The sequence below is a fragment of the Paenibacillus sp. FSL R7-0340 genome, from assembly GCF_038002205.1.
GTDB classification, from domain to species: Bacteria; Bacillota; Bacilli; order Paenibacillales; family Paenibacillaceae; genus Paenibacillus; species Paenibacillus polymyxa_B.
The window spans coordinates 2958820-2984993 of sequence record NZ_JBBOBY010000001.1; the positions used below are offsets into that span (position 1 = coordinate 2958820).

26 protein-coding genes and 1 riboswitch are annotated in these 26174 nt (G+C 45.2%); of the genes, 21 read left to right on the forward strand and 5 right to left on the reverse strand.

Features of this window, described 5'->3' with window-relative positions; all coding sequences use genetic code 11:
• The first annotated feature begins 26 nt into the window (after positions 1–26).
• From MKX59_RS13380 to MKX59_RS13395, 4 genes are read left to right on the forward strand one after another with little or no spacing between them, the layout of a single operon-like run.
• Positions 27–752: a phosphonate ABC transporter ATP-binding protein gene (locus MKX59_RS13380; protein ID WP_023988962.1), complete on the forward strand. Its 726-nt coding sequence runs from the start codon at positions 27–29 to the stop codon at positions 750–752.
• Complete coding sequence (locus tag MKX59_RS13385; protein WP_023988961.1) at positions 749–2083, forward strand: hypothetical protein; 1335 nt, start codon at positions 749–751, stop codon at positions 2081–2083. The genes MKX59_RS13380 and MKX59_RS13385 overlap by 4 nt, the downstream gene beginning before the upstream one ends.
• A 1-nt stretch (position 2084) precedes the next feature.
• Entirely contained in the window at positions 2085–2783 is a 699-nt protein-coding gene (locus tag MKX59_RS13390; RefSeq protein WP_023988960.1) for a response regulator transcription factor, read from the forward strand.
• Positions 2780–4210: a sensor histidine kinase gene (locus tag MKX59_RS13395; RefSeq protein ID WP_023988959.1), complete on the forward strand. Its 1431-nt coding sequence runs from the start codon at positions 2780–2782 to the stop codon at positions 4208–4210. The genes MKX59_RS13390 and MKX59_RS13395 overlap by 4 nt, the downstream gene beginning before the upstream one ends.
• 79 nt (positions 4211–4289) lie before the next feature.
• Here the strand turns inward: MKX59_RS13395 and MKX59_RS13400 are convergent, their stop codons facing one another.
• The gene (locus tag MKX59_RS13400; RefSeq protein ID WP_023988958.1) at positions 4290–5516 is read right to left on the reverse strand and encodes a glucose-1-phosphate adenylyltransferase; all 1227 of its coding nucleotides are present in this window, start codon (positions 5514–5516) and stop codon (positions 4290–4292) included.
• A gap of 236 nt (positions 5517–5752) precedes the next feature.
• On the opposite strand from MKX59_RS13400, the gene glgB reads away from it, so the two are divergent.
• Together glgB and glgA are read left to right on the forward strand one after the other, a co-directional pair.
• A complete protein-coding gene (glgB, locus tag MKX59_RS13405; RefSeq protein WP_023988957.1) occupies positions 5753–7675 on the forward strand; it encodes a 1,4-alpha-glucan branching protein GlgB in 1923 nt (640 codons plus the stop codon).
• Positions 7676–7696: 21 nt separating this feature from the next.
• Positions 7697–9148 carry a glycogen synthase GlgA gene (glgA, locus tag MKX59_RS13410; protein WP_340858480.1) on the forward strand — a complete coding sequence of 484 codons (1452 nt, stop codon included), beginning with the start codon at positions 7697–7699 and terminating at the stop codon, positions 9146–9148.
• Between the two features lie 80 nt (positions 9149–9228).
• Here the strand turns inward: glgA and MKX59_RS13415 are convergent, their stop codons facing one another.
• Together MKX59_RS13415 and MKX59_RS13420 are read right to left on the reverse strand one after the other, a co-directional pair.
• Positions 9229–10299: a hypothetical protein gene (locus tag MKX59_RS13415; RefSeq protein ID WP_339200227.1), complete on the reverse strand. Its 1071-nt coding sequence runs from the start codon at positions 10297–10299 to the stop codon at positions 9229–9231.
• Between the two features lie 42 nt (positions 10300–10341).
• The gene (locus MKX59_RS13420; protein ID WP_264453699.1) at positions 10342–11520 is read right to left on the reverse strand and encodes a M20 family metallopeptidase; all 1179 of its coding nucleotides are present in this window, start codon (positions 11518–11520) and stop codon (positions 10342–10344) included.
• A gap of 148 nt (positions 11521–11668) precedes the next feature.
• Here MKX59_RS13420 and MKX59_RS13425 point away from each other — a divergent pair, with 148 nt between their 5' ends.
• The 3 genes from MKX59_RS13425 to MKX59_RS13435 all read left to right on the forward strand — a co-directional run bounded on the left by MKX59_RS13425 (position 11669) and on the right by MKX59_RS13435 (position 14919).
• Positions 11669–13132, forward strand: a complete 1464-nt coding sequence (locus tag MKX59_RS13425) for an ABC transporter substrate-binding protein/permease (protein ID WP_023988953.1) — start codon at positions 11669–11671, stop codon at positions 13130–13132.
• Positions 13119–13841, forward strand: a complete 723-nt coding sequence (locus MKX59_RS13430) for an amino acid ABC transporter ATP-binding protein (RefSeq protein WP_068942600.1) — start codon at positions 13119–13121, stop codon at positions 13839–13841. Before MKX59_RS13425 ends, MKX59_RS13430 begins: the two co-directional genes overlap by 14 nt.
• A 234-nt stretch (positions 13842–14075) precedes the next feature.
• A riboswitch (cyclic di-AMP (ydaO/yuaA leader) is annotated at positions 14076–14244 on the forward strand.
• Positions 14245–14250: 6 nt separating this feature from the next.
• On the forward strand, positions 14251–14919 hold the full coding sequence (locus MKX59_RS13435) for a 3D domain-containing protein (protein WP_023988952.1): 669 nt from the start codon (positions 14251–14253) through the stop codon (positions 14917–14919).
• 198 nt (positions 14920–15117) lie between these two features.
• On the opposite strand, the gene MKX59_RS13440 is transcribed toward MKX59_RS13435, so the two are convergent.
• Positions 15118–15924: a polysaccharide deacetylase family protein gene (locus MKX59_RS13440; RefSeq protein WP_340858481.1), complete on the reverse strand. Its 807-nt coding sequence runs from the start codon at positions 15922–15924 to the stop codon at positions 15118–15120.
• 305 nt (positions 15925–16229) lie between these two features.
• Here MKX59_RS13440 and MKX59_RS13445 point away from each other — a divergent pair, with 305 nt between their 5' ends.
• The 11 genes from MKX59_RS13445 (at position 16230) to mobB (ending at position 24184) form a co-directional block, all read left to right on the forward strand.
• Positions 16230–17252, forward strand: a complete 1023-nt coding sequence (locus MKX59_RS13445; protein ID WP_023988950.1) for an NADH:flavin oxidoreductase/NADH oxidase — start codon at positions 16230–16232, stop codon at positions 17250–17252.
• An 87-nt stretch (positions 17253–17339) separates the two neighbouring features.
• Positions 17340–18008 carry a PspA/IM30 family protein gene (locus MKX59_RS13450; RefSeq protein ID WP_013310486.1) on the forward strand — a complete coding sequence of 223 codons (669 nt, stop codon included), beginning with the start codon at positions 17340–17342 and terminating at the stop codon, positions 18006–18008.
• 131 nt (positions 18009–18139) lie between these two features.
• A complete protein-coding gene (locus MKX59_RS13455; protein WP_013310484.1) occupies positions 18140–18547 on the forward strand; it encodes a DUF350 domain-containing protein in 408 nt (135 codons plus the stop codon).
• A gap of 24 nt (positions 18548–18571) precedes the next feature.
• The gene (locus MKX59_RS13460) at positions 18572–19078 is read left to right on the forward strand and encodes a DUF4178 domain-containing protein (protein WP_028541697.1); all 507 of its coding nucleotides are present in this window, start codon (positions 18572–18574) and stop codon (positions 19076–19078) included.
• A 13-nt stretch (positions 19079–19091) separates the two neighbouring features.
• Positions 19092–19847: a DUF4247 domain-containing protein gene (locus MKX59_RS13465; RefSeq protein WP_028541696.1), complete on the forward strand. Its 756-nt coding sequence runs from the start codon at positions 19092–19094 to the stop codon at positions 19845–19847.
• Between the two features lie 186 nt (positions 19848–20033).
• Positions 20034–20486: an SRPBCC family protein gene (locus MKX59_RS13470; RefSeq protein WP_028541695.1), complete on the forward strand. Its 453-nt coding sequence runs from the start codon at positions 20034–20036 to the stop codon at positions 20484–20486.
• A 192-nt stretch (positions 20487–20678) separates the two neighbouring features.
• Positions 20679–21392, forward strand: a complete 714-nt coding sequence (locus MKX59_RS13475; RefSeq protein ID WP_013310481.1) for a hypothetical protein — start codon at positions 20679–20681, stop codon at positions 21390–21392.
• Complete coding sequence (locus MKX59_RS13480; RefSeq protein WP_071558668.1) at positions 21343–21891, forward strand: accessory gene regulator ArgB-like protein; 549 nt, start codon at positions 21343–21345, stop codon at positions 21889–21891. The genes MKX59_RS13475 and MKX59_RS13480 overlap by 50 nt, the downstream gene beginning before the upstream one ends.
• Positions 21864–21995 carry a hypothetical protein gene (locus tag MKX59_RS13485; protein WP_256026492.1) on the forward strand — a complete coding sequence of 44 codons (132 nt, stop codon included), beginning with the start codon at positions 21864–21866 and terminating at the stop codon, positions 21993–21995. Before MKX59_RS13480 ends, MKX59_RS13485 begins: the two co-directional genes overlap by 28 nt.
• Positions 21996–22361: 366 nt before the next feature.
• Positions 22362–23639 carry a molybdopterin molybdotransferase MoeA gene (locus tag MKX59_RS13490; RefSeq protein ID WP_053325587.1) on the forward strand — a complete coding sequence of 426 codons (1278 nt, stop codon included), beginning with the start codon at positions 22362–22364 and terminating at the stop codon, positions 23637–23639.
• Positions 23636–24184: a molybdopterin-guanine dinucleotide biosynthesis protein B gene (gene mobB, locus MKX59_RS13495; RefSeq protein ID WP_069080608.1), complete on the forward strand. Its 549-nt coding sequence runs from the start codon at positions 23636–23638 to the stop codon at positions 24182–24184. The genes MKX59_RS13490 and mobB overlap by 4 nt, the downstream gene beginning before the upstream one ends.
• A 4-nt stretch (positions 24185–24188) precedes the next feature.
• Here mobB and xerS read toward each other — a convergent pair whose 3' ends face one another.
• The gene (gene xerS / locus MKX59_RS13500; protein WP_023988943.1) at positions 24189–25289 is read right to left on the reverse strand and encodes a tyrosine recombinase XerS; all 1101 of its coding nucleotides are present in this window, start codon (positions 25287–25289) and stop codon (positions 24189–24191) included.
• A 116-nt stretch (positions 25290–25405) separates the two neighbouring features.
• On the opposite strand from xerS, the gene MKX59_RS13505 reads away from it, so the two are divergent.
• Positions 25406–25915 (forward strand): GNAT family N-acetyltransferase, encoded by a 510-nt coding sequence (locus MKX59_RS13505; protein WP_023988942.1) that lies wholly within the window; start codon positions 25406–25408, stop codon positions 25913–25915.
• Positions 25916–26174: the final 259 nt, after the last annotated feature.

The window sequence follows — 26174 nt, forward strand, 5'->3', positions numbered from 1 at the left end:
ATGGCGCGCAAAGGGGAATCACTTAGATGATTAAAATTCGGAAGCTGACCAAGCAAGTGGGGCCTGAACGGACCCAGCTACTTCGAGGAATTGATGCTGAAATTCATCAGGGCGAATTCATTGCCATAGTAGGGCCAAGTGGAAGCGGCAAAACGACGTTGCTTCGCTGTCTTGCTTTACTAGAGCCATGGGATGAAGGCAGTTTAATTGTAGGTGGCAATGATGTGCTGAAATCCGGGTGGACGGGCAAGATGAAAATAAAGCGGGAATGGGCATACCTGGAGCAAAACCCGCATCTAAATATGAATCGAACCGCTCTTAAAAATGTGCTCATTGGCAGATCCGGTCAAACTCCAATGTGGAGAATGGTGACCGGTATGGTGCGTTCCGACGATTACATGGGAGCGATGGACGTACTGGAGGATCTGGGTCTGCTGGATAAGGCGCATGATAAATGCGACAAGCTCAGCGGTGGCGAGCGGCAGCGGGTAGCGACTGCGCGTGCTCTCGTGCACGGAGCCAAAGTTATTTTAGCTGATGAGCCTGTAAATGGACTTGATCCAGCTTCGGCAGCGCATGTATTGGAGACCTTTCGCAAGCTGTGTTCTGACGAGCGGGTGACGATCATTACTGTATTGCCGCTGGAAATGGCTGAACGCTTTGCTTCCCGTATATGGGGGTTGAATGATGGTGAATTGGTGTTTGATATTCAGGGAAGACGATTGACACAAGCAGAAAAGAACAAATTGTGAAGGGGACGGCAAGAGAAGTGAAAATAATGCTGTTGAGAATGGTAGCTGGCTGCTGTTCCTTGCTGCTCCTTGCTGGATTTTTAAGCGGCTGTAATGTTATTAGCGATCCCATTTCGCTGATGGAGACACCGACGATGTCTGACGAGAAACAGCAGTTGAATGGTGCAGTGAATACGCAACTAGGGGCGGTACAGCCTTTAAGACCGAATGACCCAGATGACCCGACGCCAATTCGGACGGGTGATCTGAACAATGATGGCACAGACGAAGCAGTGCTCTTTTATGAAACGCCAGATGAGAGCGTAAAAATACATGGTGCCTTGTTTGAAGATCAGGGCGGAACGTGGGTAAAGAAGCTAACGTTTGATGGGGAAGGCACTGTGCTAGAGTCATTTAAGCTCGTGGATTTAACGAATGATGGAACACTCGATATTGTAGCGGGTTTTTCCAGTGGAGATAGTGGCGATGGCGGGGATCAGAAGGGACTCATCGTGTATTCCTATACCGGAGGAACTCTGGAGAAAATATATGCTACAGGCTATACGGACTTCGTCGTAGATGATTTTAACCATAACAAGATGGACTTGAACGGGGATAATTTGAATGATTTGACGATTATCACGCTGCGACGTAATGAATTCTTTACAGTTAAAACATTTCAATTCAGTGGGGGAACCTTTAAGGAAATCGGATCGTTGGATTTGGACAGTCAGGTCTTAGGTGTCTATAATGTCGTTGCTGGCAAGGTAGCCGAGGGTAGGCAGGGGATTGTTATAGATACCAAAATTGCCCAGACCACTACCGTCTCCAATGTCATTGTGATGGATCACGGCAAGCTCAGGAAGCTTAATCTTATGGATGTCACCTTTAAGGATGCGACCATCGCCAGTGGTGATGTGGATGGTGACGGTATTCTGGAATTTGGTAATTTGGAGAAGCCAAAAGGTTGGAGTAACAAGCCGCTGGATGAGGTTCCATATTTTGTGTCGTTCTATCAGTGGGACGGGGCGAAAGGGACGATTTTTAAGCAGCAGCAGTATCGTGATTCTAATGAACAGGTCTACTTCAGATTACCGAAAGAGCTGCATGGCAAGGTGACGATTGATCCGAAAGTTTCGAAGAAGGACAGCTATTTGCGCTTCATTTTGGATGATACAGACAAAACGATAGCGGAAATTAAATTTTTCTCGTTGTCACAATGGGAGCGAAACAACGAAGGGTATAGCCAACTGTGGCGAACGAATGCGCAGGTCATTGGCATTAAGCGATCCAGTGAGCTGGAACCGCGTAAAACCATAAAAAACAAGATGGGGGAAAGGCAGGTAGAGTAGAGTGAGTAAAGTTTTAATCATGGAAGACGAGGAATCCATTCGCAGTTTTATCGTCATTAACTTGAAACGTAACGGTTTTGAGGTGCTGGAGGCGTCGGAAGGGCATGAGGCTCTGAATATTTTGAACACGGTGCGGGATATTGATATTGCACTGCTTGACGTAATGGTACCCGGTATGGATGGTTTTGAAGTCTGTCGGAGAATCCGGGAAACGAATGAACGCATCGGCATTATTTTTCTCACAGCGAAGGTACAGGAGCAGGATAAGGTGTATGCCTTGTCTGTAGGGGCCGATGACCATGTGAGTAAACCTTTTAGCCCGACGGAGCTGATTGCACGTATTCAATCGTTATTGCGTCGGGTGAATGTACATCGTGAAACAGCAGCCAAAGTGTCCTTCCAGTCTGGACCGTTTACGCTAGATTTGATTGCTAAGCAATTTAAGAAGAGCGGGCAGCTGATCGAGTTGACACCGACTGAGTTTTCCCTGATTCAATTTTTTCTCGAAAAAGAAAACACGCCGCTCAGCCGAGATGTTCTACTTGATCACGTATGGGGCAAGGAATATATGGGCGATCCGAAAATTGTGGATGTGAACATCCGACGTTTGCGGCAGAAAATTGAAAACAATCCATCTGAGCCAGCTTTTTTACAAACAGTGTGGGGACATGGATATAAATGGAAAGGTCAGTCTCAATGATCAAAAAGGGGATTCGCCGACAGATTGTGCTTCACTATTTTTTCGTAGTGTTCTTGGCGCTTCTGTTAGTAGAAGTCATTTTTATGTTTGCACTCCGGTCGTACTATTACGATTCCATTTACAAACATATCGAAAGCCGTATCGAATCGGTAAGTGAATTTGCACCCAAATTCAAAGAGCCGGAACAGTCTTTGCAATCGTATTTGTTAAATACATTTTCTCTGCCCTTCACTGAACTGCAGTTGCTTGATGAACAGGGAAATGTAATTGATAACTCGACTAATTTTGCAGCAGATCTAAGTGTGCAAACAAGTGATGTGACACAAGCATTAGCTGGAGATACGGGCAAATGGATCGGAAAGCAACCGAGTACGGGGCAGCAGGTGATGGCGGTATCTCAAAAACTGGACAATATCGTCGGAGACCAGGTGTATGTTATTCGGTATACGACTTCGCTGGAATTGGTAAATGATAAGTTGTTTACGATTACGCTGTTTTCTCTTGGCATCATGGCAGCTGTACTGGTTATTGTATTTGTGGTCAGTACAGGGCTCGCGAATTCCATTGTTAGACCAATTAATAATATCCGCGATGTATCTGCTCAGATGGCTCAGGGGAGGTTTGATGCACGCATTGAAGGCGATTATCGCTATGAGTTGGGTGAACTGGCTTCGACTCTGAACTATATGGCACAGGAAATTGTCAGAACAAATCAAATCAAGGATGATTTTATATCATCCATATCTCATGAATTGCGTACTCCGCTTACATCTATTAAAGGTTGGAGTGAAACGTTAAATTCTGGCGGTTATGACCCGGAAGAGACGAAAATCGGGATGAAGATTATTTCTAAAGAGACGGATCGACTGATTGGCTTGGTGGAGGAAATCCTCGATTTTTCCAAGCTGGAGCAAAATGCCATGAAGCTTGTGATGGGAACGGTGGATCTACGGGAGCTTTTGCAGGAAATTATGCTGAACGTATGGGCCAAAGCAGAAATGAAGCAGATAAAACTTCAGCTGGATTCGGAGGAAACGGCATATCTCGTCCATGGAGACGGTAACCGTCTAAAACAGGTGTTTTTGAACATTGTGGACAATGCTATCAAGTTTTCGCATGAAAGCTCAATTATTTTCCTGTCTCTACAACGGATTGATGGCAATATCGAGATATCCGTACAAGATACAGGGATTGGAATTAGTGCTGAAAATCTTGCCAGAGTCAGAGACCGCTTTTTCCAGGTAGACCACCAAAACGGTGGTACTGGACTGGGATTGGCAATCTCGCAACAGTTTATCGAGCGTCATCATGGTCAGATGCTCATCAGAAGTGAATTGGGGGCTGGAACTACCATTACGGTTTCATTACCTGCTCTGCAAGCAGAGCAGTCCGTGGAACCATCACAACTTACTGAAGGACAGATTTAAAGCCTACTTATAGGTGTAATTAGAAAAACAGCCAGTCCTCTCAATCGGGAGGGCTGGCTGTTTTTAATTTGGGGGTACGTTATGAAGTAAAACCTTCGGCACGCAAGCGTGTATTGCGCTCGTAAGCTTCTTTCAGCATACGTGTAGTTTGCGGTCGTACCGCCATTTTACCAAATACCGTTTCATTGGGTCCGATGACCATAATTTCGCCCGGGTTACCTTTAATGACAGCACCATCGCGAATCACAGCACCTTCACCGATAATCGCATGTTCAATATGGACGTTACGTCCAATACGTGTGTCAGGCATAACGATACTTTCTTTGATGGCTGATCCTTTACCTACCTCGACACCACTAAATACAACGGAGCGTTCTATTCGGCCCTCTACTTGGCAGGAATCATGCAACAAGCTACCCAATGGTTGTGTTTGACGGTTAGGTACCTTTTGTGCGCTCAACCTTGTGCGGCGTTCACGTGTATACATCGGCCAGTCCTTGCGTTGAAGGTCGATAGCACAATCATCCTGTAACAAATCCATGTGTGAATCCCATAGGCTTTTAACGGTACCCACGTCCTTCCAATAGCCCTGGAATTCATAAACGTACAAGGATTCTTGGTCCGCTAACATTTTAGGTATGATATCTTTACCAAAATCATGACTGGATTGAGCATCCTGTGCGTCTTCTAACAGGTAATTTCTTAAGTAATCCCATTTGAAAAGGTAAATCCCCATGGAGGCCAAATTACTTTCCGGTTTCTCCGGTTTCTCTGCAAATTCTGTGACACGCAGATCTTCATCGGCACTCATAACACCAAAACGGTGTGCTTCATCCCAAGGTACCTCCATGACAGAAATGGTAGCTGCAGCTCCTTTTTCCTTATGGTGGTTCAGCATTTCACGATAATTCATATAGTAAATATGATCACCGGATAAAATAAGCACATGCTCCGGATTTTGGCTGTCAATATATTCGATATTCTTATGAATAGCATCTGCCGTTCCTAAGTATTCAGCGTTACCTGTGTTATAAGATGGAAGCAGGGTAATTCCTTTGTCATCTGTTTTTGTAAGACCCCATGGTGTTCCATCCCCGATATGTTCGTGCAAGGATTCTGCCTCATATTGCGTCAGTACACCTACAGTATCAATGTCTGAATTTACGCAGTTACTGAGAGGAAAATCGATGATCCGGTAATGACCGCCAAAAGGTACGGCGGGTTTTGCAATCGTTGAAGTAAGGGGAGCAAGACGGCGTCCCTCTCCGCCTGCCAGCAGCATGGCAATGCATTCTTTATTAAACATTTCGTTTCCCTCCCGGTTTAGTTGTCAGTGTAGTACATACATAAACGGTATGGGGTACTCTTGAAACCATAAGGTATATAAGATTCCCCCAAAACTAAGGTTTATTTTTTTCCTAGTCATTTTTCTGTTCATTGTGGCTAGAATGGGGTAATAACTCAGGTCAGCTTTGACCCAAAAGCGAATGCATTACCGATTCATACATTTTTACTTACAAAACATATAAGGGTGGTGACGTGATGACAGACCAAACTCTTCCGCAACAGGCTATTTCATCGGAAGATATTTATTTGTTTCATGAAGGAACGCTTTATCACAGCTACCGATCTTTGGGTTCCCACCTTACTGTGGAGAACGGAGAACAGGGCGTCCGCTTTACGGTCTGGGCTCCTCATGCTCTCCATGTCGGGCTTGCTACAGATCGCAACAACTGGAATGGGGAACAGGATTCCTTATATAGGGTTCCCAAATCCGGTTTTTGGAGTCGTTTTTTTCCGGGGATATCCCAAGGAACTTTTTACAAATACGACATTACGGGGGCAAACGGTGAACGATTCCTGAAAGCAGACCCTTACGCGGTACGTGCTGAAGTGAGACCGGCAACGGCTTCTGTGGTAGCTTCTATAGATGGTTATGCTTGGAACGATGCGATTTGGCGCCGAAAACGTAGAGCACCTTATGGAAAGCCTCTGCACATATACGAGCTTCATCTGGGCACTTGGAAGCAAAAAGAAGATGGTACGTTTTATACATACAGGGAAATAGCAGATCTTCTTGTGCCTTATGTGACCGATATGGGGTATACACATATTGAGCTGATGCCGCTGAGTGAACATCCGTATGATCTTTCCTGGGGCTACCAGCTCACCGGATATTTTGCACTCACAAGCCGGTATGGAGAACCGCATGATTTTATGTATTTGGTGGATCGTTGCCATCAGGCGGGAATCGGAGTGCTGATGGATTGGGTTCCAGCCCATTTTGCCAAGGATGCTCATGGATTAAGGCTGTTTGACGGATCGCCCCTGTTCGAATACGCGGATCCGCTGATTGCGGAAAAGCCCGGCTGGGGAACACTGACGTTTGATTACAGCAAGCCGGAGGTGCGTTCTTTCCTGATATCTAATGCGCTATTCTGGATGGATGTGTACCATATTGACGGCCTGCGCGTAGATGCAGTGACGAGTATGCTACGACTGGATTTTGAAAAGCAGGACGGTCAATATCGTTTTAACTCTAAAGGAGGCATTGAAAATGAGGAGGCTATTGCCTTCCTTCAACAACTGAATGAAACAGTATTCCGCTATTATCCGTATGCTCTGATGATGGCAGAGGAGTCCAGTGCCTGGCCGATGGTGACTTCCCCGGTAAGCGATGGAGGACTCGGTTTTAATTACAAATGGAATATGGGCTGGATGAACGATACGCTTGATTATATCGAAACGGATTTCGATCAGAGGCCGGAGCGCCATAATTTGCTGACATTCCCCATAGCTTATGCGTACAGCGAGAATTTTACACTGCCGTTGTCGCACGATGAGGTTGTTCATGGTAAGAAGTCGTTGCTTGATAAAATGCCGGGTAGCTATGAGCAAAAATTTGCCGGGCTTCGAGCGCTTCTCGGTTACCAAATCACCTCACCGGGCAAAAAACTCTTATTTATGGGAGGGGAATTCGGCCAATTCATCGAATGGAAGGATGAGGAGCAGCTTGACTGGTTTCTGCTGGATTATGACAGTCACCGTTCGCTGCACGCCTTTACGAAAGCGCTGAATCATTTGTATATTCAGGAAAAGGCATTATGGGAACTGGATCATTCGTGGGATGGATATCAGTGGATTGAGGCGGAGGACCGTGGGCAGAGCGTAATTACGTATTTACGTAAAAGTAAAAAGCCGGGAGATACACTGGTCGTGCTTATTAACTTTCAGCCCGTGCCCAGAGAGAACTACCGAATTGGGCTGGAAAAGGCCGGGAGTTATATCGAACTGCTGAACAGTGATCATAAGGACTTTGGGGGAAGGGACCAGCTGAATACGGGAATAATACGGACCGCCCCCATCCCTTGCCACGGACAGCTTCACAGCTTGGAGGTGACCATACCACCCCTGAGCATCGTTATACTCAAGAAAGCGCCTCGGAGGCCTAAAAAAGCAGATTAAACACATAAGGAGGAAGCACATATGAACATTTTGTTTGCGGCAGCAGAAGCACATCCATTTATTAAAACAGGCGGGTTGGCTGATGTCATTGGCGCACTGCCGAAGGCACTTCGTCAGGCGGGGTGCGACGTCCGAATCATTTTACCTAAATATGCGGGGATTCCCAATACTTATAAAAAGTCTCTGCGTCCGGTAGCGGTGAAGCAAGTAGCCGTAGGCTGGCGTAATCAATATTGTGGAATAGAGGAACTGACATTAGACGGAATCAAGGTTTATTTTATAGACAATGAGTATTACTTCGGTCGTGACGGTATTTACGGTTATATGGATGATGGCGAACGTTTTTCCTTTTTTAACCGGGCGATTTTAGAAGTGCTGCCTGAACTGAACTTTCGGCCGGATATTTTGCATTGTCATGATTGGCATACGGCGATGGTTCCGCTGCTTCTGAATGCTGATTATCGACATTTGCCCTTCTACAGTGATATTCGCACAGTGTTTACGATACATAATCTGCTGTATCAGGGGGATTTTCCGTATGAGGTCTTAACTGAGCTGCTCAACCTGGATGGGAGCTATTTCACCCCCGAGGGTGTGGAATATCATGGCAGACTGAATTTTATGAAAGGTGGGCTTACGTACTCGGATCATGTCACGACCGTAAGTCCAACCTATGCAGAGGAGATTCAAACGGAATTTTACGGATATGGGCTGGAGGGTCTGCTTCGTAAATTGGGAGATCAGGGTCGCTTAACGGGGATTGTGAACGGAATTGACACCAAAAGCTACAATCCTGCCACGGACAATCGTATTTATACGAAGTACCGCACGAGTCTGACAAAGAAAAAGGAAAACAAAATTGGCCTGCAGAAGGAGCTGGGTCTGCCGGTGCGGCCAGACGTACCTATGATTGCCATGGTAACCCGGCTTGTAGATATGAAGGGGCTAGATCTGGTAACGAGAGTGCTTGACGAAATCTTGTATTATGATGATCTCCAGTTTGTCGTGCTGGGAACAGGGGATCCGGCTTTTGAGCATTGGTTCCGTGAGGCAGCAGGACGCTATCCACTGAAAATGTCGGCGCAGCTCGCTTTTAGCGAACCTCTGTCACGAAAAATATATGCGGCAAGCGATATGTATCTTATGCCATCAAGGTTTGAACCTTGCGGGATCAGCCAACTGCTGGCACTTCGTTATGGAAGTATCCCTATTGTACGAGAAACAGGGGGCCTTAACGATACTGTGCAGGCTTACAATGAATCCACAGGTGAAGGAAACGGATTTAGTTTCACGAACTACAATGCACATGATATGCTGAACACCATTCGTCGTGCTGTTCATTTTTATCGCCAATCTGAGCATTGGTCGAAGCTTACACAGACGGCTTTTGCAGGAGAATATAGTTGGGATGTTTCAGCCGAAGCGTATATGGATATTTACCATTTGCTAACAAAAACGGACTGGACAGAGTAGGAACACCCCAGTCATGTTAAAGAAAAAGGGAATCCCTTTAGCCAAGTTTTCTGGCTGAGGAATTCCCTTTTTTGCTATGATCAGTCGCCCCCACCACCACAGCTGCTTCCACATGAAGAGCCACTGCTACACGAAGAATGGCTACCAGAATCGCCTGAATCATGATGAGAAGAGCCTCCATGATGAGAACTGTCATGAGAGGAATGATGGTGCGAGTGATGTGTATCCCAGTTCGAACAGCCGCTTGCCGAGCTACAGCCGGATGAGCTAGCTAATACGGCATTACCTGTAGCATCCGGGTGCATGTGTATGGCAAATTGCTCAGGTTGATACCATGAATACCACACAAAAGCTAATAACAAGTAGTCGACCTGTAAATAGTTGACCTTAGGCAATTGCTTACCCTCAGGATCATCCACCGCTTTATTCACCCGCTCGCGCAGATGTTGTACAATCTTATGAACCGCTTGTTGGGCCTGCTGTGAAATGGCTATATTCTCCTGCGTATTCCAGCGGTCACCTGCTGGCTGCGCGGAAGTTGTGAGTTTGTAATAGCGCGAAAGCTCGTCGCTAGGTAATGGATGATTAAAAAAAGTTCCCCACAAACTGGCGCTATAGCGGTTCCAGCCAAAGCATTCTACATACAACCAGTCAAACCACGCCCGCTCCTCAGGCATCGGCTGAGAGCCGCCGGAATGAGGAGCATGGTGAAGCATACGACCAAAAAAAGCTTCCGAGAATTGCTGATATTCGCGGGTAAACATCAACATTTCGTGCCATAATTCATCCACATCACTACTGAACATAGGCACTCGATTCATAATCGCGCATAGCATAAAATATCGTTTTAGCTCATGCCAGCGCCAATCATATTCTTGCTCCGTCAGCTCAGGGTGGGCTTCGATTACACGACTCCTTACGCTATGAGCATAGGAGGCGGGAATGGATTGCTCCAGTAGCTGCATCAGCTCTGTAATCTCTGGATGACGCTCCTGCGCAAGGGACGAAGGGGATGGGGAGCTGAGGAAAAAAGCATTCCGGCTCCGTGTTTTTCTGTTTCCCCGGTTTCTGCGTATTGCACGGAATATAAACCAAAAAATGAAGAGGATCACCACAATAAACAACGTCCAAAAGCTGCTCATACTATCCATGATGGCTGACTACTCCTTTCTGAAAGAACACGGAATTAAGATTTAGCGTTCGTTATTCAGCAGAGCGAATTCTTTTTTTATCCGGGCTAGCAGTTCAGGATTCGTGATTACATCGCAAGCAGTCCATGCCAAAGTTCTCGCAGCCAGCAGCGTTCCTTCCATGGCCCGGTCCTGCATCGCCAAATCGCGGAATTCTGGTGTATGCAAGGCATGCTTCTCGTCAATAACTTGAATGTAAGGATGGATAGCAGGGCAATGAAGCGATACATTTCCGATATCCATGGAGCCGTGATCTTCGCCTTCCGTTATATCTTCTTGTGAAATGCCAGCCTGCACCAAATTTGCGGTAAACGCATCGGAAAGTACACGGTTCGTGACCATTTCATCATAAGAAGTCTCATAATTGGAGGTCTCCAAACGACACCCGGCCTGTAAAGCAGCTCCTTCAGCAATTTGAATAACACGGCGAGTCAGTGGGTTCAGTTCTTGACGTGTAGCCGCTCTTACATAAAATTGGGCTGAGGCGTAATCAGGAATAATATTGGCTGCTTGCCCACCCTGGTTAATGATCCCATGGATACGCACTGTACTTTTTACTTGTTGACGGAACGCATTGATGCCATTGAACGTTTGAATCACAGCGTCCAGCGCGTTAATGCCTTCGTGCGGGCTGGCAGCCGCGTGAGCAGATTGACCAAAAAATTCGAATTGTACAGCATCAATCGCCAGTGATTTGCCTGATTTTTCGTAACGGTCATAAGGATGCGTCATAAGTGCGATGTCGCAATCATCAAACAATCCGGCAGCGGCCATAGGGACCTTTGCACCGCGTGTTTCTTCGGCAGGTGTGCCATATACCCGTACTTCTCCACCAGTTTCGTCGATGATCGACTTGAGGCCGACGGCAGCACCAGTACTCATCATACATATCAAATGGTGCCCACAGGCGTGTCCTAGACCTTTCAGAGCGTCATATTCTGCCAGAAAAGCGACAACCGGCCCGGGTTTTGCAGCTTTGTAAGTTGCAATAAAGGCTGTTTCTATGCCCAATACAGGTGCCTGGACCTCAAATCCGTGAAAAACCAGTTCTTCTTTTAAACGGGCAGCGGCCAGAAATTCCTCGTTTCCAAGTTCAGGATTTGCGCCAATAAATAACGAAATGTCCTTAAACCGTGGGGCATGCTGCTCGATGGTCTGTTGAATGGTCTGTTTAAAATCCATGCTGAAAACTCCTTTATATAAGCTGTAATGTAGGTACTGCGTTAGGTATGCTGAAATTGTACTATAACATTCATTGCATAATCATGCATATTCATTTATAATGACACAATCTTATTTATTATAAAGAATTTAAGGAGAGAAAAAAAGATTGAAAAAGGCATATCGTTTTACCGCCCTGGTTTTGACGGCGGTTATCTTGCTGTTGACTGGTCTTCCCATGCTCAATGCATACGGAACGGAAGCAAAGCCACAGAAAAAACTTGTAGTGGGCATGAGTGCCGACTTTCCGCCGTATGAGTTTCATAAAGTCATTAACGGTAAGGATACCATTGTTGGGTTCGATGTGGATATCGCCAAGGAAATCGCCAAAGATTTGGATGCGGAGATGGTCCCTGAAGACATGAGTTTTGACTCTTTGCTGCCTGCTCTGCAAAGTGGTCGTGTAGACTTGGTACTGTCCGGTATGACACCAACGGATGAACGCAGAAAGAGTATTGATTTTTCGGATGTATACTATCGCTCCAAGCAAGTCATCATGGTACGCCCAGAGGATAAAGACAAATATCCGACGATGGATGCTTTGAAAGGCGAGAAGATCGGAGCACAAAAGGGAAGTATTCAGGAAGAGATTGCTCAAAAAGTGCCCAATGCCTCTGTAACTTCACTGGATAAAATATCTGACCTGGTACTCCAGCTGCGGACCCAGCGTGTGAACGCTGTCGTGATCGAAGATACGGTTGCTAAAGGATACACGTTAGACGGTACCGTAACCCTTGCCAAGGCTGTGCCTGAGGATGCGGGAGCAGAAACAGCTGTAGGTATCCGTAAAGGGAATGCAGAATTGCTTGCTTCTGTAAATAAAACGTTGGCTCGCCTGAAAGCAGACGGGTCGATTGAGAAGTTTTCCACGGAAGCGAGTGCACTTTCTGCGGATCGTCAGGTTTCTTCTAATAACATTGTAGATATTTTTTGGAAATACCGCAGTTTATACGCTACGGGTATCGGCTACACCTTGTTGCTGTCTGCGCTCGGAGTACTGTTCGGATTCATCATTGGTCTGATCATATCCTTGCTACGTATGAGTGGAGTACGCATCATTGAGTGGTTAGGTACCACTTATGTAGAGATACTGCGTGGCACACCTATGCTGGTGCAACTCATGATTATTCACTACGGGGTTGCTTTGACGCTGGGTGTCAATTTTACTCCACTCCAGTCTGGTATAATCACATTGTCTCTGAATAGCTCGGCATATCTGGCTGAAATTTTCCGTGCAGGTATCCAGGCAGTAGACCGTGGACAGATGGAGGCTGCCCGTTCATTGGGTATGGGACGAGGCAAAGCTATGCGTCATGTCATTTTGCCGCAAGCATTTAAATCTATTTTGCCTGCTATCGGTAATGAGTTTATTACGATCATTAAAGAATCATCCATTATTTCGACCATTGGGATGGTGGATATTATGTATCAGGCCCAGGTCATTAAGAACATTACCTACGAAGGGTTAAGTCCGTTCGTAATCGCAGCCGCTATTTATTTTGTAATGACATTCAGCTTGTCTAAGCTGCTGGGTTTATGGGAAAGGAAGTTGAGAGCCAGTGATCACCGTTAAACAACTGCGTAAATCGTTCGGCAAGAATGAGATTTTAAAAGGCATTGATATAGATATCGCCAAAGGTGAAGTCGTCGTCATCATCGGTCCCAGCGGTTCGGGGAAGAGTACGTTTTTGCGTTGCATGAATCTGCTAGAACAGCCTACGAACGGGGAGATTTTGTTTGAGGGCGAGCCGATTACAGCTCGTGGTCATAATATTAATGTAACCCGGGAGAAGATGGGGATGGTGTTCCAGCATTTTAATCTGTTCCCGCATAAAACAGTGTTGCAGAACCTGACGCTAGCACCAACGCAGGTTAGAAGACAGTCAGGGAAGGAAGCGGAAAAAATTGCGCTAGAACTCCTGCGTACCGTAGGGCTTGAGGATAAGAAGAATACCTATCCGAACCAGCTATCCGGTGGTCAGAAGCAACGTATTGCGATTGCGCGTGCTTTGGCCATGCAGCCGCACGTAATGCTGTTCGATGAGCCGACTTCTGCATTGGACCCTGAAATGGTTGGAGAGGTTCTGGATGTAATGAAGAAGCTCGCCGAAGGCGGCATGACCATGGTAATCGTGACGCATGAAATGGGCTTTGCCCGCGAGGTAGGCGATCGAATCATCTTTATGGATAACGGTCAAATTGTGGAACAAGGTACACCAGAGCAGGTATTTGGTACTCCAAGCCATGATCGCACCCGTGATTTTCTTGCCAAAGTATTGTAAGAAAGTGCTGATATGAGCTATAAAAAAGCCCTCCGTTTGACGGAGGGCTTTTTCTTTTTTTGTCACCATTTCACCATATTTTCGTAACAAATATCGATTTCTTGGTGACAAAATTGTAACGAGTATAGTATGATGTTCAAGGTTCCCAACATTTTCATGCGGATAAGGTTACAAAATTGTGATATTATGCAGTAAGCCAAAACTTACCGGGACAGCATGCGGTTATGACAAACGCTGAATGCTGGGCCCAAACTATGGGAAGTGCGGGGGACGTAACAACGGCAGTCTTTCCGAAACGTCATAAGACGATATGGAATATGCCTAGGGGTGAATTGCACAAGCATAGGGCTTCTCCTGAGTCCGAATCCGACAGCTAACTTCGCAGGCATAACAGAGGAGGTACATATCTTTGAAACATCTAAAACATATTGGAAAAACCATGAAATTTGCGGTGCTTGCCGCAGCCATTGCAGGGCTGGCACAGACAGCTGGAGTAGCGGATGCTGCTTCGCTTCATACTGCCAAAGATGGCGATACCTTCTTTTTGCTTGCTCAACGTTATGGAGTATCAGTGGACGAGCTGACGAAGGCGAACCCAAACATTGCCTCTAACAATATATATGCAGGTCTGCAAATTAAGGTACCTGGTGAAAAAAGTGTGAATGCAGCTTCGGATTCGAAGCCTCAGCTTCTTACGGAGAAAGCACCAGCGAATGAGGGGCCAACGATTGAAGCGTGGGGCAAAACATTTAACTATAGCAAAATAGTTGACGTTAAGGCTACTGCGTATTCTGCCGCAGCCGATGAGAATGGTAAATGGGGAGCTGTGGACTACTACGGCAATCCGCTTAAACTAGGTACAATTGCGGTAGACCCGAACGTCATTCCGATGGGCACGAAAGTGCTGGTTACAGGCTATTCCCACCCAGGTTTGCCGGATCATTCTTTTGTAGCTGTCGCTCGTGATCAGGGCAGCGCCATTACAGGAAAACGGATTGATATCTTTATTCCTGGCAACAAATCATTTGTGAACGACTTTGGATTTCAAAATGTGAAGCTGTACGTTATTGATAAATAGCATTATACGTGTATATGGTTTAATTAAACATAATATATATTATGTAAACTTAATGCCTGTATCCTACCGCATATAACTAGGTCAGACTCTTATCAGGTCCTATCCATAAAAAAGGCTGTCTTGACGAGCAGAAAACTTCTGCTGGTAAGACAGCCTTTTTACGTTGCTTTAGCTTGTAGCTCAATCATAAACATATGGTTATTTCTGTTCCGATGTGTGGAGTAGCCGGGGGACTGTCACAAATTTGTAGCCCTTAGCTTTTAGAGAGTGAATTAGACCCGGCAGAGCTTGGACAGTGCCTTGCAAGTTGGAACTTTGACCTCCACCTGCGTGCATTAAAATAATAGAGCCAGGCCCAGTAGCTGGGATCACATTGCGCTGAATTTGTGTTTTACTTAGTCCCTTCCAGTCGAGAGAGTCTACATTCCAATTGACAATCATGTAGCCATGACGACGTGCCCACTGGATTTGAGGCTCCGTGATTTCACCGTAGGGTGGACGAATCAACTTGGGGCGAAAACCTGCGCTGGCTTGTAAAATACGTTCTGTTTTTGTAATCTGGTTGCGAAAGCGTTCTGGTGTGGCCTTCCTAAAATCCGGATGAGTATAGGAATGGTTTCCTATAGCATGGCCTTCACGGATAATACGGCGTATGATCCCCGGATGCTTTTCCGCACGGTGACCGACGATGAAAAATGTAGCTTTGATGCCATTGGCGTGTAATACGTCCAAAACCTGCGGCGTATACCTAGAATCGGGCACATCATCAAAGGTTAGGGCAATTTGGCGGGTGTGTGGGCCGCACATTTTAAAAATGTCCGCATGTTTTTTTCGCAGCATTGCTAATGTAGGAGTTGCTCGATCTGTGCTCTGTTGTACAGAAGAAGCAACAGTTGCTTCCTTGGGATGGGGCGTTCCGATGTTGGGAGGCGCATCCGCGTGAACGGGTAAACTTGAAAATGCTAGTAACAGTGCCAAGCCTGGCAACACTCCCCTGTACGGCATATGTATCCCCCCTTTCCGTGCAGTGATACCTAGTGGTGCTCTCGACTATTATGTACCTGTCCTATTAAAAATATGCTGGTTACCAAGTTCGGCTCATAAACGACTGGAAAGAAGTCCACGATGAAACGATTATCAATGAAGATGATGGAGCTAAACGTACATATTCTCTTAAACATGACCGAAAACAGGAGCATTTTCGCAAGTTTTAGCCTTACAACGAATTCGGTATACCGTGACAGCTGGTGTATAATGGGGATGCAATTCATAATTATACAGACATGGAATTGAAGGAAGGATGGATAAAAGTGACCGACTTGTTTACTCCTTATCAATTAAAGGGGCTTTCTTTAAAAAATCGGATTGTCATGCCCCCGATGTGCCAATACAGCGTGGAGGCCAAGGACGGAAATCCAACGGATTGGCATCATGTCCATTATGTGAGCCGGGCAGTAGGAGGCACTGGACTTATTATTGTGGAAATGACAGCGGTCCATCCAGATGGACGTATTACAGATCGTGATTTGGGTATTTGGAGTGACGAACATATTCCTGCATATCGTAAGATTGTAGAGGAAGTTCACAAGTATGGTGCCAAAATTGGCATTCAACTAGGCCACGCTGGACGCAAGGCTGAAGATGCTGAGCAACCTGTGGGTCCTTCCTCGATTCCTTTTAGCGAACGCTTTAAAGAGCCGCACGCCTTAAAGACAGCTGAAGTCAGGGAACTGGTTCAGGCATACAAAGAAGGCGCGCGCCGCGCGGTGGAAGCAGGTTTTGACACGGTCGAGATACATGGCGCTCACGGCTATCTGATCCATCAATTTCATTCGCCTTTAACAAATGCCAGAGAAGATGAATATGGGCAGGATTTGTCACTGTTCGGTGTTGAGGTCATACATGCTGTTAAAGAGGTTCTTCCTGCTGATATGCCTGTGCTTATGCGGATATCTGCCAAAGAATACGTCGAGGATGGATATAATGTGGAATACATAACAGGCGTAGGGGAACGATATCGTGATGCGGGTGTGGACATTTTCCATATCTCTTCTGGTGGTGAGGGTCCGATTGGTTCTGGCGGAGGCCCGTCTGCGCGTGCCGGCTATCAGGTGGATTTGGCTCATACCATCCGTGAAAAGCTGAATGTACCTGTAATTGCTGTTGGCTTACTGGATGATTATGAGGACGCCCGTCGGGTTGTTCAGCAGAAAGAAGCTGATCTGGTAGCAATAGGCCGTGCCATGCTGCGTGATCCCTATTGGGCGTTGCATGCATCGCGGGAGCTAAAAGTACAGGCCGACATCCCAGAGCCTTATTTGCGCGGCTTTTAGATATTTTTGAAACCCTCTTTGCAAAGCTTGCGTAAACATGTGTACAGAGCTTAAAATTTAAGCATTCAACTCTAGGAGGAACTTCACATGTCTATTTTCAAACGATTAAGAGATCTTACGATGTCCAACATTAACGCCATTATTGACAAGGCAGAAGACCCAATTAAAATGACGGATCAATACATTCGTGATATGCAAGAGGACCTGGAAGATGCAGAGAAAGCGGTAGCCGCTCAAATTGCTATTGAAAAGAGATTCAAACAGCAATACGAAGAACAGGCTGCTTTGGTAAAGAAACGCGAAGAACAGGCACATACCGCTGCAAAAGCACAAAATGTAGATCTGGCTCGTCGCGCGCTGGAAGAAAAGAAATCTGCTGAACAAAAAATGAATGAGTTCAAAGCTGGTTACGAACAGAACAAAGCTGCAGCCGATAACCTGCGTGGCAAGCTGGATGAAATGCGCAGACAGCTGACAGAAATGAAAAACAAGCGCGAGACACTGGTTGCCCGTTATAATGCAGCTAAAGCGCAAACTGAAATTAACAAAGCTATGAACGGTTTTAGCTCTGATACGGCAACTGCCGGATTGAAGCGTATGGAAGAAAAAATGCTGCAAGCAGAAGCACGTGCCGAAGCGAGCAACGAAATGTCTTCTAAGGAAAAATCGTTGGATGAGGAGTTCAAGGAGCTGGATAAGAAAAGCGCCGTGGATGATGAGCTTGCCGCTTTGTTGAAGCAATACGAAAATAAATAAGAACATTTTAGCAGTGCCGCCAAGAGTGATTGCTCAGGAAGCGAAGGAGAAACGTTTTCTCCTTCGCTTTTCCCTGCCTGGAGGCGTAAAACATTATATGAAGGTCAAGAAGATGTGGAGGATGGTATGAAATGCATTTTTTAGAAACGATGAAAGCAATGCTTGTATGGACTGGTGCGGGGGCTATTTTGATCTTCGCATTAATGTATGTCGACTCTTTATTTACGAAGTATAAGGATTTTGCCGAAGTGAAGGCTGGAAATATGGCCGTAACGGTACGAATGATTATGAAGTTAGTTGCACAAGGTTATATCTTGTCAGGCTCTATCGCTACAGCTAATAATTTGCTCGAAGCGCTTGTGTATTCTGTGATTGCCTTTGTCATCCTGCTTGTTTTGGAAGTTATTGTACGTCTGCTGTTGCGGTACTGGGCTCAGTTTGATCTGGATAAAGGGACACAGGAAGGTAAAATTGGTTTCGGTCTGTTTTCAGGAGCGCTGCATCTGGTTGGCGCCTTGATCATTACAGCATGCTTCTAGGCTAAGAAAGGCAGGAATATAACCATGAGTGTGTGGAAACGAATTTCAAATCTATTTGCTAAGCCGGAGCCGCCGAAAGCAGAGAAAAGCATGCTTCACTTAAATCCAGGTGATATCTGTGAAGTGTCGCTTGTCACCTATGAAGTGGTAGGTCGTGTACATAATCGTGCCCGGAATGCCGTTGTTTTGACGCTTCAGGATGGTAATCAAGTCAGTTATCTTCATATTGAGGAACGGGAAACACTGCAATTTGGACTATATCAGGCCATCGACGGCAGACTTGACAACCCTGAGGAAGTGCCGACCATTTTAGAGTTGGATGATACAACGTATCATTTGGAGGAGCAGTATTCTGGGCATGTTACCGTCATGGCCCGTGCTCCTTTCCGACAGGGTGGAGAGCAGCATGTGTGGCAGTACCAGTCTGATGATTACCATCTGTTGCGAGTAGAGTGGCAGGACGGTCGCTTTATGCTTTATGAAGGAGAAGAAGTGATTACCGGAGACGTCAAGGTTATTCGGGCAAGCTAGGAGAGGGTTACACATGAGCAAACGCACCTGGCAGTATGCATTAAAGGTCATTGTGGCGCTGAGCTTGTTCGTATCCGTGTTAAGCGGCTGCGGCGCGCCAAGTGTAAAAGATACGTATCCGCTGGAATCGGTTAGTGGCAGCGGAAACTCGACCTCGTATGTATACCGGGCAGCTGGCAAGACAGTCCCGGAAGTAGCGGAGGAATTGAAAGAACAGCGTACACCGGAACAAATGTCACCGCAGAGCAATGAGCGGATGTTTCTGGTATATAGCGATGAGTGGTACCATTTGCAGCAAGATCCAGCTAAGAAGGAAGATACACTCATTGAAATTGACAGTAAAAAGTATGTCGAACAAAATTACAGTTCAAGCTTTCTAAAAGGATACTTAACCGCAACTGTACTAGATGCTCTGTTTGATTCGTTGCGTGGTTCAGGCTCCTATCGAGGCTACTCCAGCAGAGATGTATACCGACCTTCTCAGGGCCAATATCGTGCTCCTACAGTGCAGGAGAAAAAGGCAATTCCGCCGATTACGGTGGAGCGGAAAGGTTCGGTTACCCGTAGAGGAAAGAACTCGGATTCTAGCGTTGGATCAAGCGGAAGTTTGTTTGACAGAGGGTCCAGCAGTTCACCGAGCAGAGGCTCGATTTCACGTGACCGGAGCGACAGCGACGGTTCCAGCATATTTGATTCGCCGCGTAGATCTTATAGTAAGCCCAAAACACGTAGCGGTTCAGGTAAAATCAGCCGACGAAGTCGACGATAATGGGTATCGTCAATTTATTTGAAAACAAAAGATTCGCGGAACTGTGGTACTGATGCACAGTTCCTTTTTTTATTTTTAGAGATGACGTTGGTGATCATCTAGCGGCACAGCCAAACCTACACTTTTATGGATATAATAATGTAGAGATAATCAAAACTTTGTTTGATTGAAGGGATTGAAAATTAAATGGTACTATCTATTTCTTGGCCAGATCTTTCACAAAGACCATTTAATCTAATGGTGGAACGAAAAATGGAGTGTTCTCCGAATGTCCTGTATCAGGCTTGGACGAAGCAGTTTGACAGTTGGTTTGCAGCCCCAGGATCAGTATTAATGGAGGCTAAAGTGAACTCGACCTTCTTTTTCGAAACGCATTTTGAGGGGAAGCGTCATCCACATTACGGAAGATTTCTAAGACTTGAGCAAAACCGACTGATCGAGCTGACTTGGATTACTGGCGAAGGCGGTACCAAGGGAGCTGAAACAGTTCTCACTGTTGAGCTTAAACCTCGCGGTAATGGCACGCATCTTTACTTAACGCATGCAGGTTTACCAGACGAGAATTCAAGAAATCAACATGAGCAGGCTTGGCCGCTTGTACTTGAGCAGCTCGACAAAAGGATGATGCCAGATAGATAATTCAGAAGGTTCCAGGCTAAAACTGCAACAAGAGGACGATTTTAAAATCGTTCTTTTTATATTTTTTGATGACAAAAATAAATATTTACCTTACATAAAAACAAATATTACCAGTTTACTAGATTATTTCATTGCCACATCTAATAGTAAAATATACAATTACAACAGGCGAAATAAGAGGATGGTGTATCTGTGTTATCTGCTTTTTTATATATATTACTTGGTGTATTCGATGCTTTGGCCGCTGTTATTTTGGTCTTAAAGCTTTATATGCTTCCCGTGAGGGAATATCGTAGAAAAATATTATTTTATGCAATTGGCATAGCTTTGTTTTCCTTTCTAATGAGGGAAGTTATAGGCTTGCCTAAATTAGATTTGCCGCTTCAGTATTTGTTAATGGTTATCTTTTTTAGATTCGGTTTAGGGATCAAAACCCATTTAGCAGCTTTTTCTGCTGGTTCTGGTCTAACGGCCTACATTAACCTACAACTATTTGTATTTCTGTTTGCGAATTTTTTCGGCGTAGCAGAACCAGGTGTTATTAATGATACTTCTGGCTCTTCTATTTACGTTATTCAGTTATCTTCTATTATTATTGCGTACTTTATTTCTTTTGTGATGGGAAAATATAACTTTGGATTCTCGTTTATAATTCAGCCTCCACATGATTTTTTAAGAGCTGAAAATTACTTATCGTCCCTAAATAAGCTGTTGATTCTAGGTGCTCTAATATCAGCTGCCACCATTTTTATTACTTTGTATATGCTCTATAGCTCAAATACCATAGGATTACTATCCATTTCATTGCTTACTTTCGGCTTGTCGTATTTCTTTTCAGAGAGAGGAGATTACGAGGGTGCTAGAAGCGCTATCAAGGTACATCGCAACGGAAATAAAAAAAGCTGATCCTGATGGTCCAACAAGTGTAGAAGTGATGGAGTATGCGCTTGGTATAAAAATTACCGAAGTATCATCAATACTAATGGTTGCGGTTATCGCTTGGATGACCGGGCATTTTTGGGGATCGTTATTTGCTCTGGTTACTATCATGTTTGTAAGAAGATTTTCAGGAGGGGCACACTTCAGCAATCTTACATTTTGTGTCTGTTTTACAACGGTAATATGTGTAACTATACCCTTCGTCTCTTTAAATTTATCTACAATTTCAATTATTAATGCTTGTTCAATATTAGTGTTTTTAGTTTATGCACCCAATCATTTTATTTATATTCATAAGACCAATAACCACAAATATTATAAAACGGTATGTGTTTTGGTTTGCGCAGTGAATTTTTTTATACAGTCCCACATAATATGCTTAGCTTTAGCTATTCAAGCATTCAGCATTCTTCCTTTATGGAAAGGAGGTGAGCGAAAATGGATAAGAGATTGGCGAGAGTTTTAAATATAAGACTGGGAAAATACGCTAACGAATCTACCAAAAATGAAAAAACAGTATTTGGTGCTAAACCGATACCGGCTGAGCTTAAGAAAAATGAAAAGAACTGATGAAGTACCGCGTTTTCAATTTGGGGCATTGCTTTTATACGATCGGGCTAACCGCACAGACTTGCAAGGAAGCTTTTCAGCTATCACGACTTGGTTTTGTGAGATCGAGTCTAACGCATTTGGAGGTACGATTCGAAGAATCTGACTTCACTTGCTCTATGTCTCATAATAAGCTTAAAGCACTTAAAAAGTTATAGAAATGACCCGTAGAATTCACGGGTTATTTTTATTGCCATACATACTTAGACTGTCAATAGGGGTAAAAGCAACCGAAGTCGAAGATCTAAACACCCCCTCCCGATTTGCCAGATAACGGTTTTAGCGTTATAACAGAAAGAGGGCATTTTAGAAGAACGGAGTGAGATTATGAATCATACATCATTAAACGCAGAAAAATTCCAGCGTAAAGCAGTTCAGGTGGAAGAGGCACAAAGCAGGATAGCTAGCTATGTTAAACAGGGTGAAAGGGAAGACGTAGAGCTGGAGCAGGCGCATGGACGTTATTTGGCGATGGATTTGACCGCACCACACCCGTATCCCCGTTTTCGTCGGTCAGGTATGGACGGTTATGCGATCCTAGGCTCGGACACCGAAGTGTGCTCATCCGGTCAGGAAATCTGGCTACATGTGATTGATGAAATTCCATGTGGCACCGTATCGGACAAGCGGGTGGAGACTGGAATGGCTGCCCGCATCATGACAGGAGCGCAATTACCTGAAGGAGCGGACACGGTTGTCATGCTGGAAGCGACACAGCTGCGTGAGGAAAACGCACAGACATATGTCGGCTTGAAGAAGCGTATAGAAGTTGGCAAAAATGTGACACAGATTGGTCATGAGATTCAGGAAGGTCGGCTTTTGCTTAGTAAGGGAACCTGCCTGGGAGCAGGGCACATCTCGGTACTGGCTACTTTTGGAGTACACCGGGTACCTGTTTACAGGAAGCCAAGGGTGGCCGTATTTTCTACAGGATCGGAATTACTTGCAGTGGATGAGCCGTTACAACCGGGGAAAATTCGAAACAGTAATACATATATGTTGGCTTCTCAAATTAGAGAGGCAGGAGGAGAGCCGTTTATTTTACAAGCCATTCATGATGATTTGAGCCTTGCCCGTACTTCTGTACGTGAAGCGATAGATGCCTATGATATCGTGGTCACGAGTGGAGGAGTATCGGTGGGGGATTTTGATATTATGGGTGATCTGGTACGACAAGAAGATGTGAATATGCTGTTCAACAAGGTTACGATGCGTCCAGGAAGTGTGACCACAGCCGCAGTAATTGACGGCAAGCTGTTATTTGCGCTTTCAGGCAACCCCGGTGCGTGCTTTGTAGGCTGTGAGCTGTTTGTACGGCCGACGATCCAAATGATGTTATCTTCGGCACATCCATATTTACAAACCTGGACGGCGAAGTTAGGCGCAGATTATATGAAGGTAAACAACTATACACGCTTTGTACGCAGCTCTCTGGAGATACGTGGTGGACAAGTATACGCGATTCCTGCGCGAGTAGATGAATCCAGTGTCATGGTGACCATTAAGGACAGCGACTGTCTGATCGTGATTCCTCCCACAACAGAAGGATTACGCGAAGGTGAAGAGGTGCGTGTACTGGTGTTACAAGGTGGACAGGTGACGTGAATACGAAACATCCATTTGTATGTCAAATCGTCGGATTCAAAAATACGGGAAAAACGACCTTTCTCGGAGGATTGATTCGTTATGTGCAGAAGTCAGGTCTACGCGTAGCAGTGATTAAGCATGATGGACATGAATTTGAAATGGATCATGAGGGTACAGATACGTTCAAGCACCGACAGGCGGGTGCTGAAGGCATAGCTATTGTTTCGGCTGGAAGAACAGCCATTTTAGAGGAGAATAGTCAGCCTGTCACCGGACTGATCCGGCATTTTCAGGCCTATGATTGTGTGTTGCTAGAAGGCTTCAAGCAAGAGGATTATCCGAAGCTGGTCATGGTGCGGGAACAATCGGATGCTCAGCTTACCGATAAGCTGACAAATGTACAGGGAGTAGCGGTTTGGGAGCATCAAATGGATTGGGCTCAAGGTCACTACTCAGATGAAATGATACAGATATATCCTGCCGAGGCCAACGGACCCGCAGGCCGCTGGCTACTCGAACAGATTCAAAAGCAGATAGAAGGAATGAGGAATGAGCAGGGGTGAGACATCAATCGGCTGAGTCGGTTAGAGTCTCTACCCGCCGTTCGATCGCCTGAGACATGGTTTTGTCAGTCAGGTGAGCATACACTTCTGTTGTTTCTGTCGAAGCGTGCCCCAGCTGTTCCTTTGTTTTGTAAATATCATTTTGTAAATAATAGTCAGTAGCAAAGGAATGACGAAGCTTATGCACGGTAAGGTAAGGCTTGCCGAACCGTTTGGCGTACTTAATGATCATTGCCTGAATCGCTCTTTTGGTCATTCGTTTGCCTTCTGTACTGCCGTTAGGACGTGTGACAAAGAGAGCCTTTTCTTTTTTTGGAGCGCGATAACGGGTATGTCTCAGGGACAAATAAAGTACGAGATCATCTTTGGATTGCTCGCGGAAATACACCGGCGTTTTAAAGGTTTCGTCGTTATTGCCTTTGCGGTACACATATAATAGTTTATTGTTTATGTCTAAATCGTCCAGATTCAGATTGACGATTTCAGATACGCGCAGGCCTGAGTTCAGAATGAGGCTGGCGATGCAGGCATCCCGTTCCTTATTTAGTTCATAGGAGTATAATGCCTGCTTGTTATCGGCCAAATCTTGACCATAGCCTTCATAAATATAACCGATGAATTCAAGCAGTTCTTCCTCTTCCAGTATTTTACCTTTAAGCTTAGCCGCCGTATCCTTGGGTTTATGTATACGCTTGATTTCGACCTTAGCCATAATGTTGCGTTTGAGCAACGGATAAAAATTTTCATCCTCAGCGATCTGACTTAAATAATGAAAAAGCGAACGCAGAGACGATAGCTTACGTGAAATGGTAATACGGGAGTTGGAGCCTTCGCGCTTAGTAGACAGGAATAATCGAAAGCCTGTAATACTGTCCATATGAAGTGTCTCCAACTCTTCCAGTGTAACTTGGGCATTCGTTTCTCCGGTGGACAAGCCTTCCGCGCGAAGCCATGAAAAGAAAGCTTCGTAATCCCGCACATATTCTAGTAATGTGGAAGGGGACAGGTCGGGCAGCTTATAATCCATAAATTGCTGCACGTACCATGGTAATCCCGGCATTTTTTCATCTAGTTTGCGCCGGTCGATGATCTTTTGTATATTCATTGAGTTCCACCTCGTCCGGTCATAATATATATGTATTTTAGCATATTTTGAACAGCACTGGATGGGATGTAATTCGAAGTTAAAGAACAGATTGAACCGCCAAGAGAGGTGAAAGTATGGGGTATAATATCAAATCGGAACTGAAGCTGTCTATTAAGAGTGTACCGGAGTCGCAAAAGGACATTATTGTACAGCTCATGCAATTTTATTTATATGATTTTACAGCCTATCTTCGAATTGATGTCACTGAGAAGGGGACATTCCCGGCTTATCCAGACTTGTATCAATATTGGACGAGCGGTGAACAGAAGCTACCTTTTCTGATTTGGAGACAGGATATTCCTGTGGGTTTTGCACTCGTTGACCGAATGTCCAGCAATCGAGAAGCTGACTACTACATGGCTGAGTTCTTTGTACTTCGTCCTTATCGGCATAATGGGGTTGGGACTTGGGCGGCTCATGAGCTGTTTGGACGTTTTAACGGACGTTGGAAGGTGACCCAAATGAGCACGAATAGGCCGGCACAGTCCTTTTGGCGTAAGGTGATTGGAAGCTATACGAAAGGTGAGTACAGGGAACAGACACATCCGGTAAGAGGGAATATCAGTCAGTTTTTCAATACCTGAAAAATTCGAAATAGAAAGTAAGTAATGAAAAAGAGTCGAGGAGAGTATCCTATCGGCTCTTTTTTGTTGTCAATTCAAGTCTTCTATCCATCTATAGATCATTCCAATTAGAACCTGCATTGACACTATAAAAACGCAGGTATACAGTTATTAACATAATTCATATATATCTGATTGGAATTATCGACAATGAAACATCGGCTCCAAAAATGCAATGTAATCATAACATCACCCATCAGATCGGAGAGTGTTTTTAGGT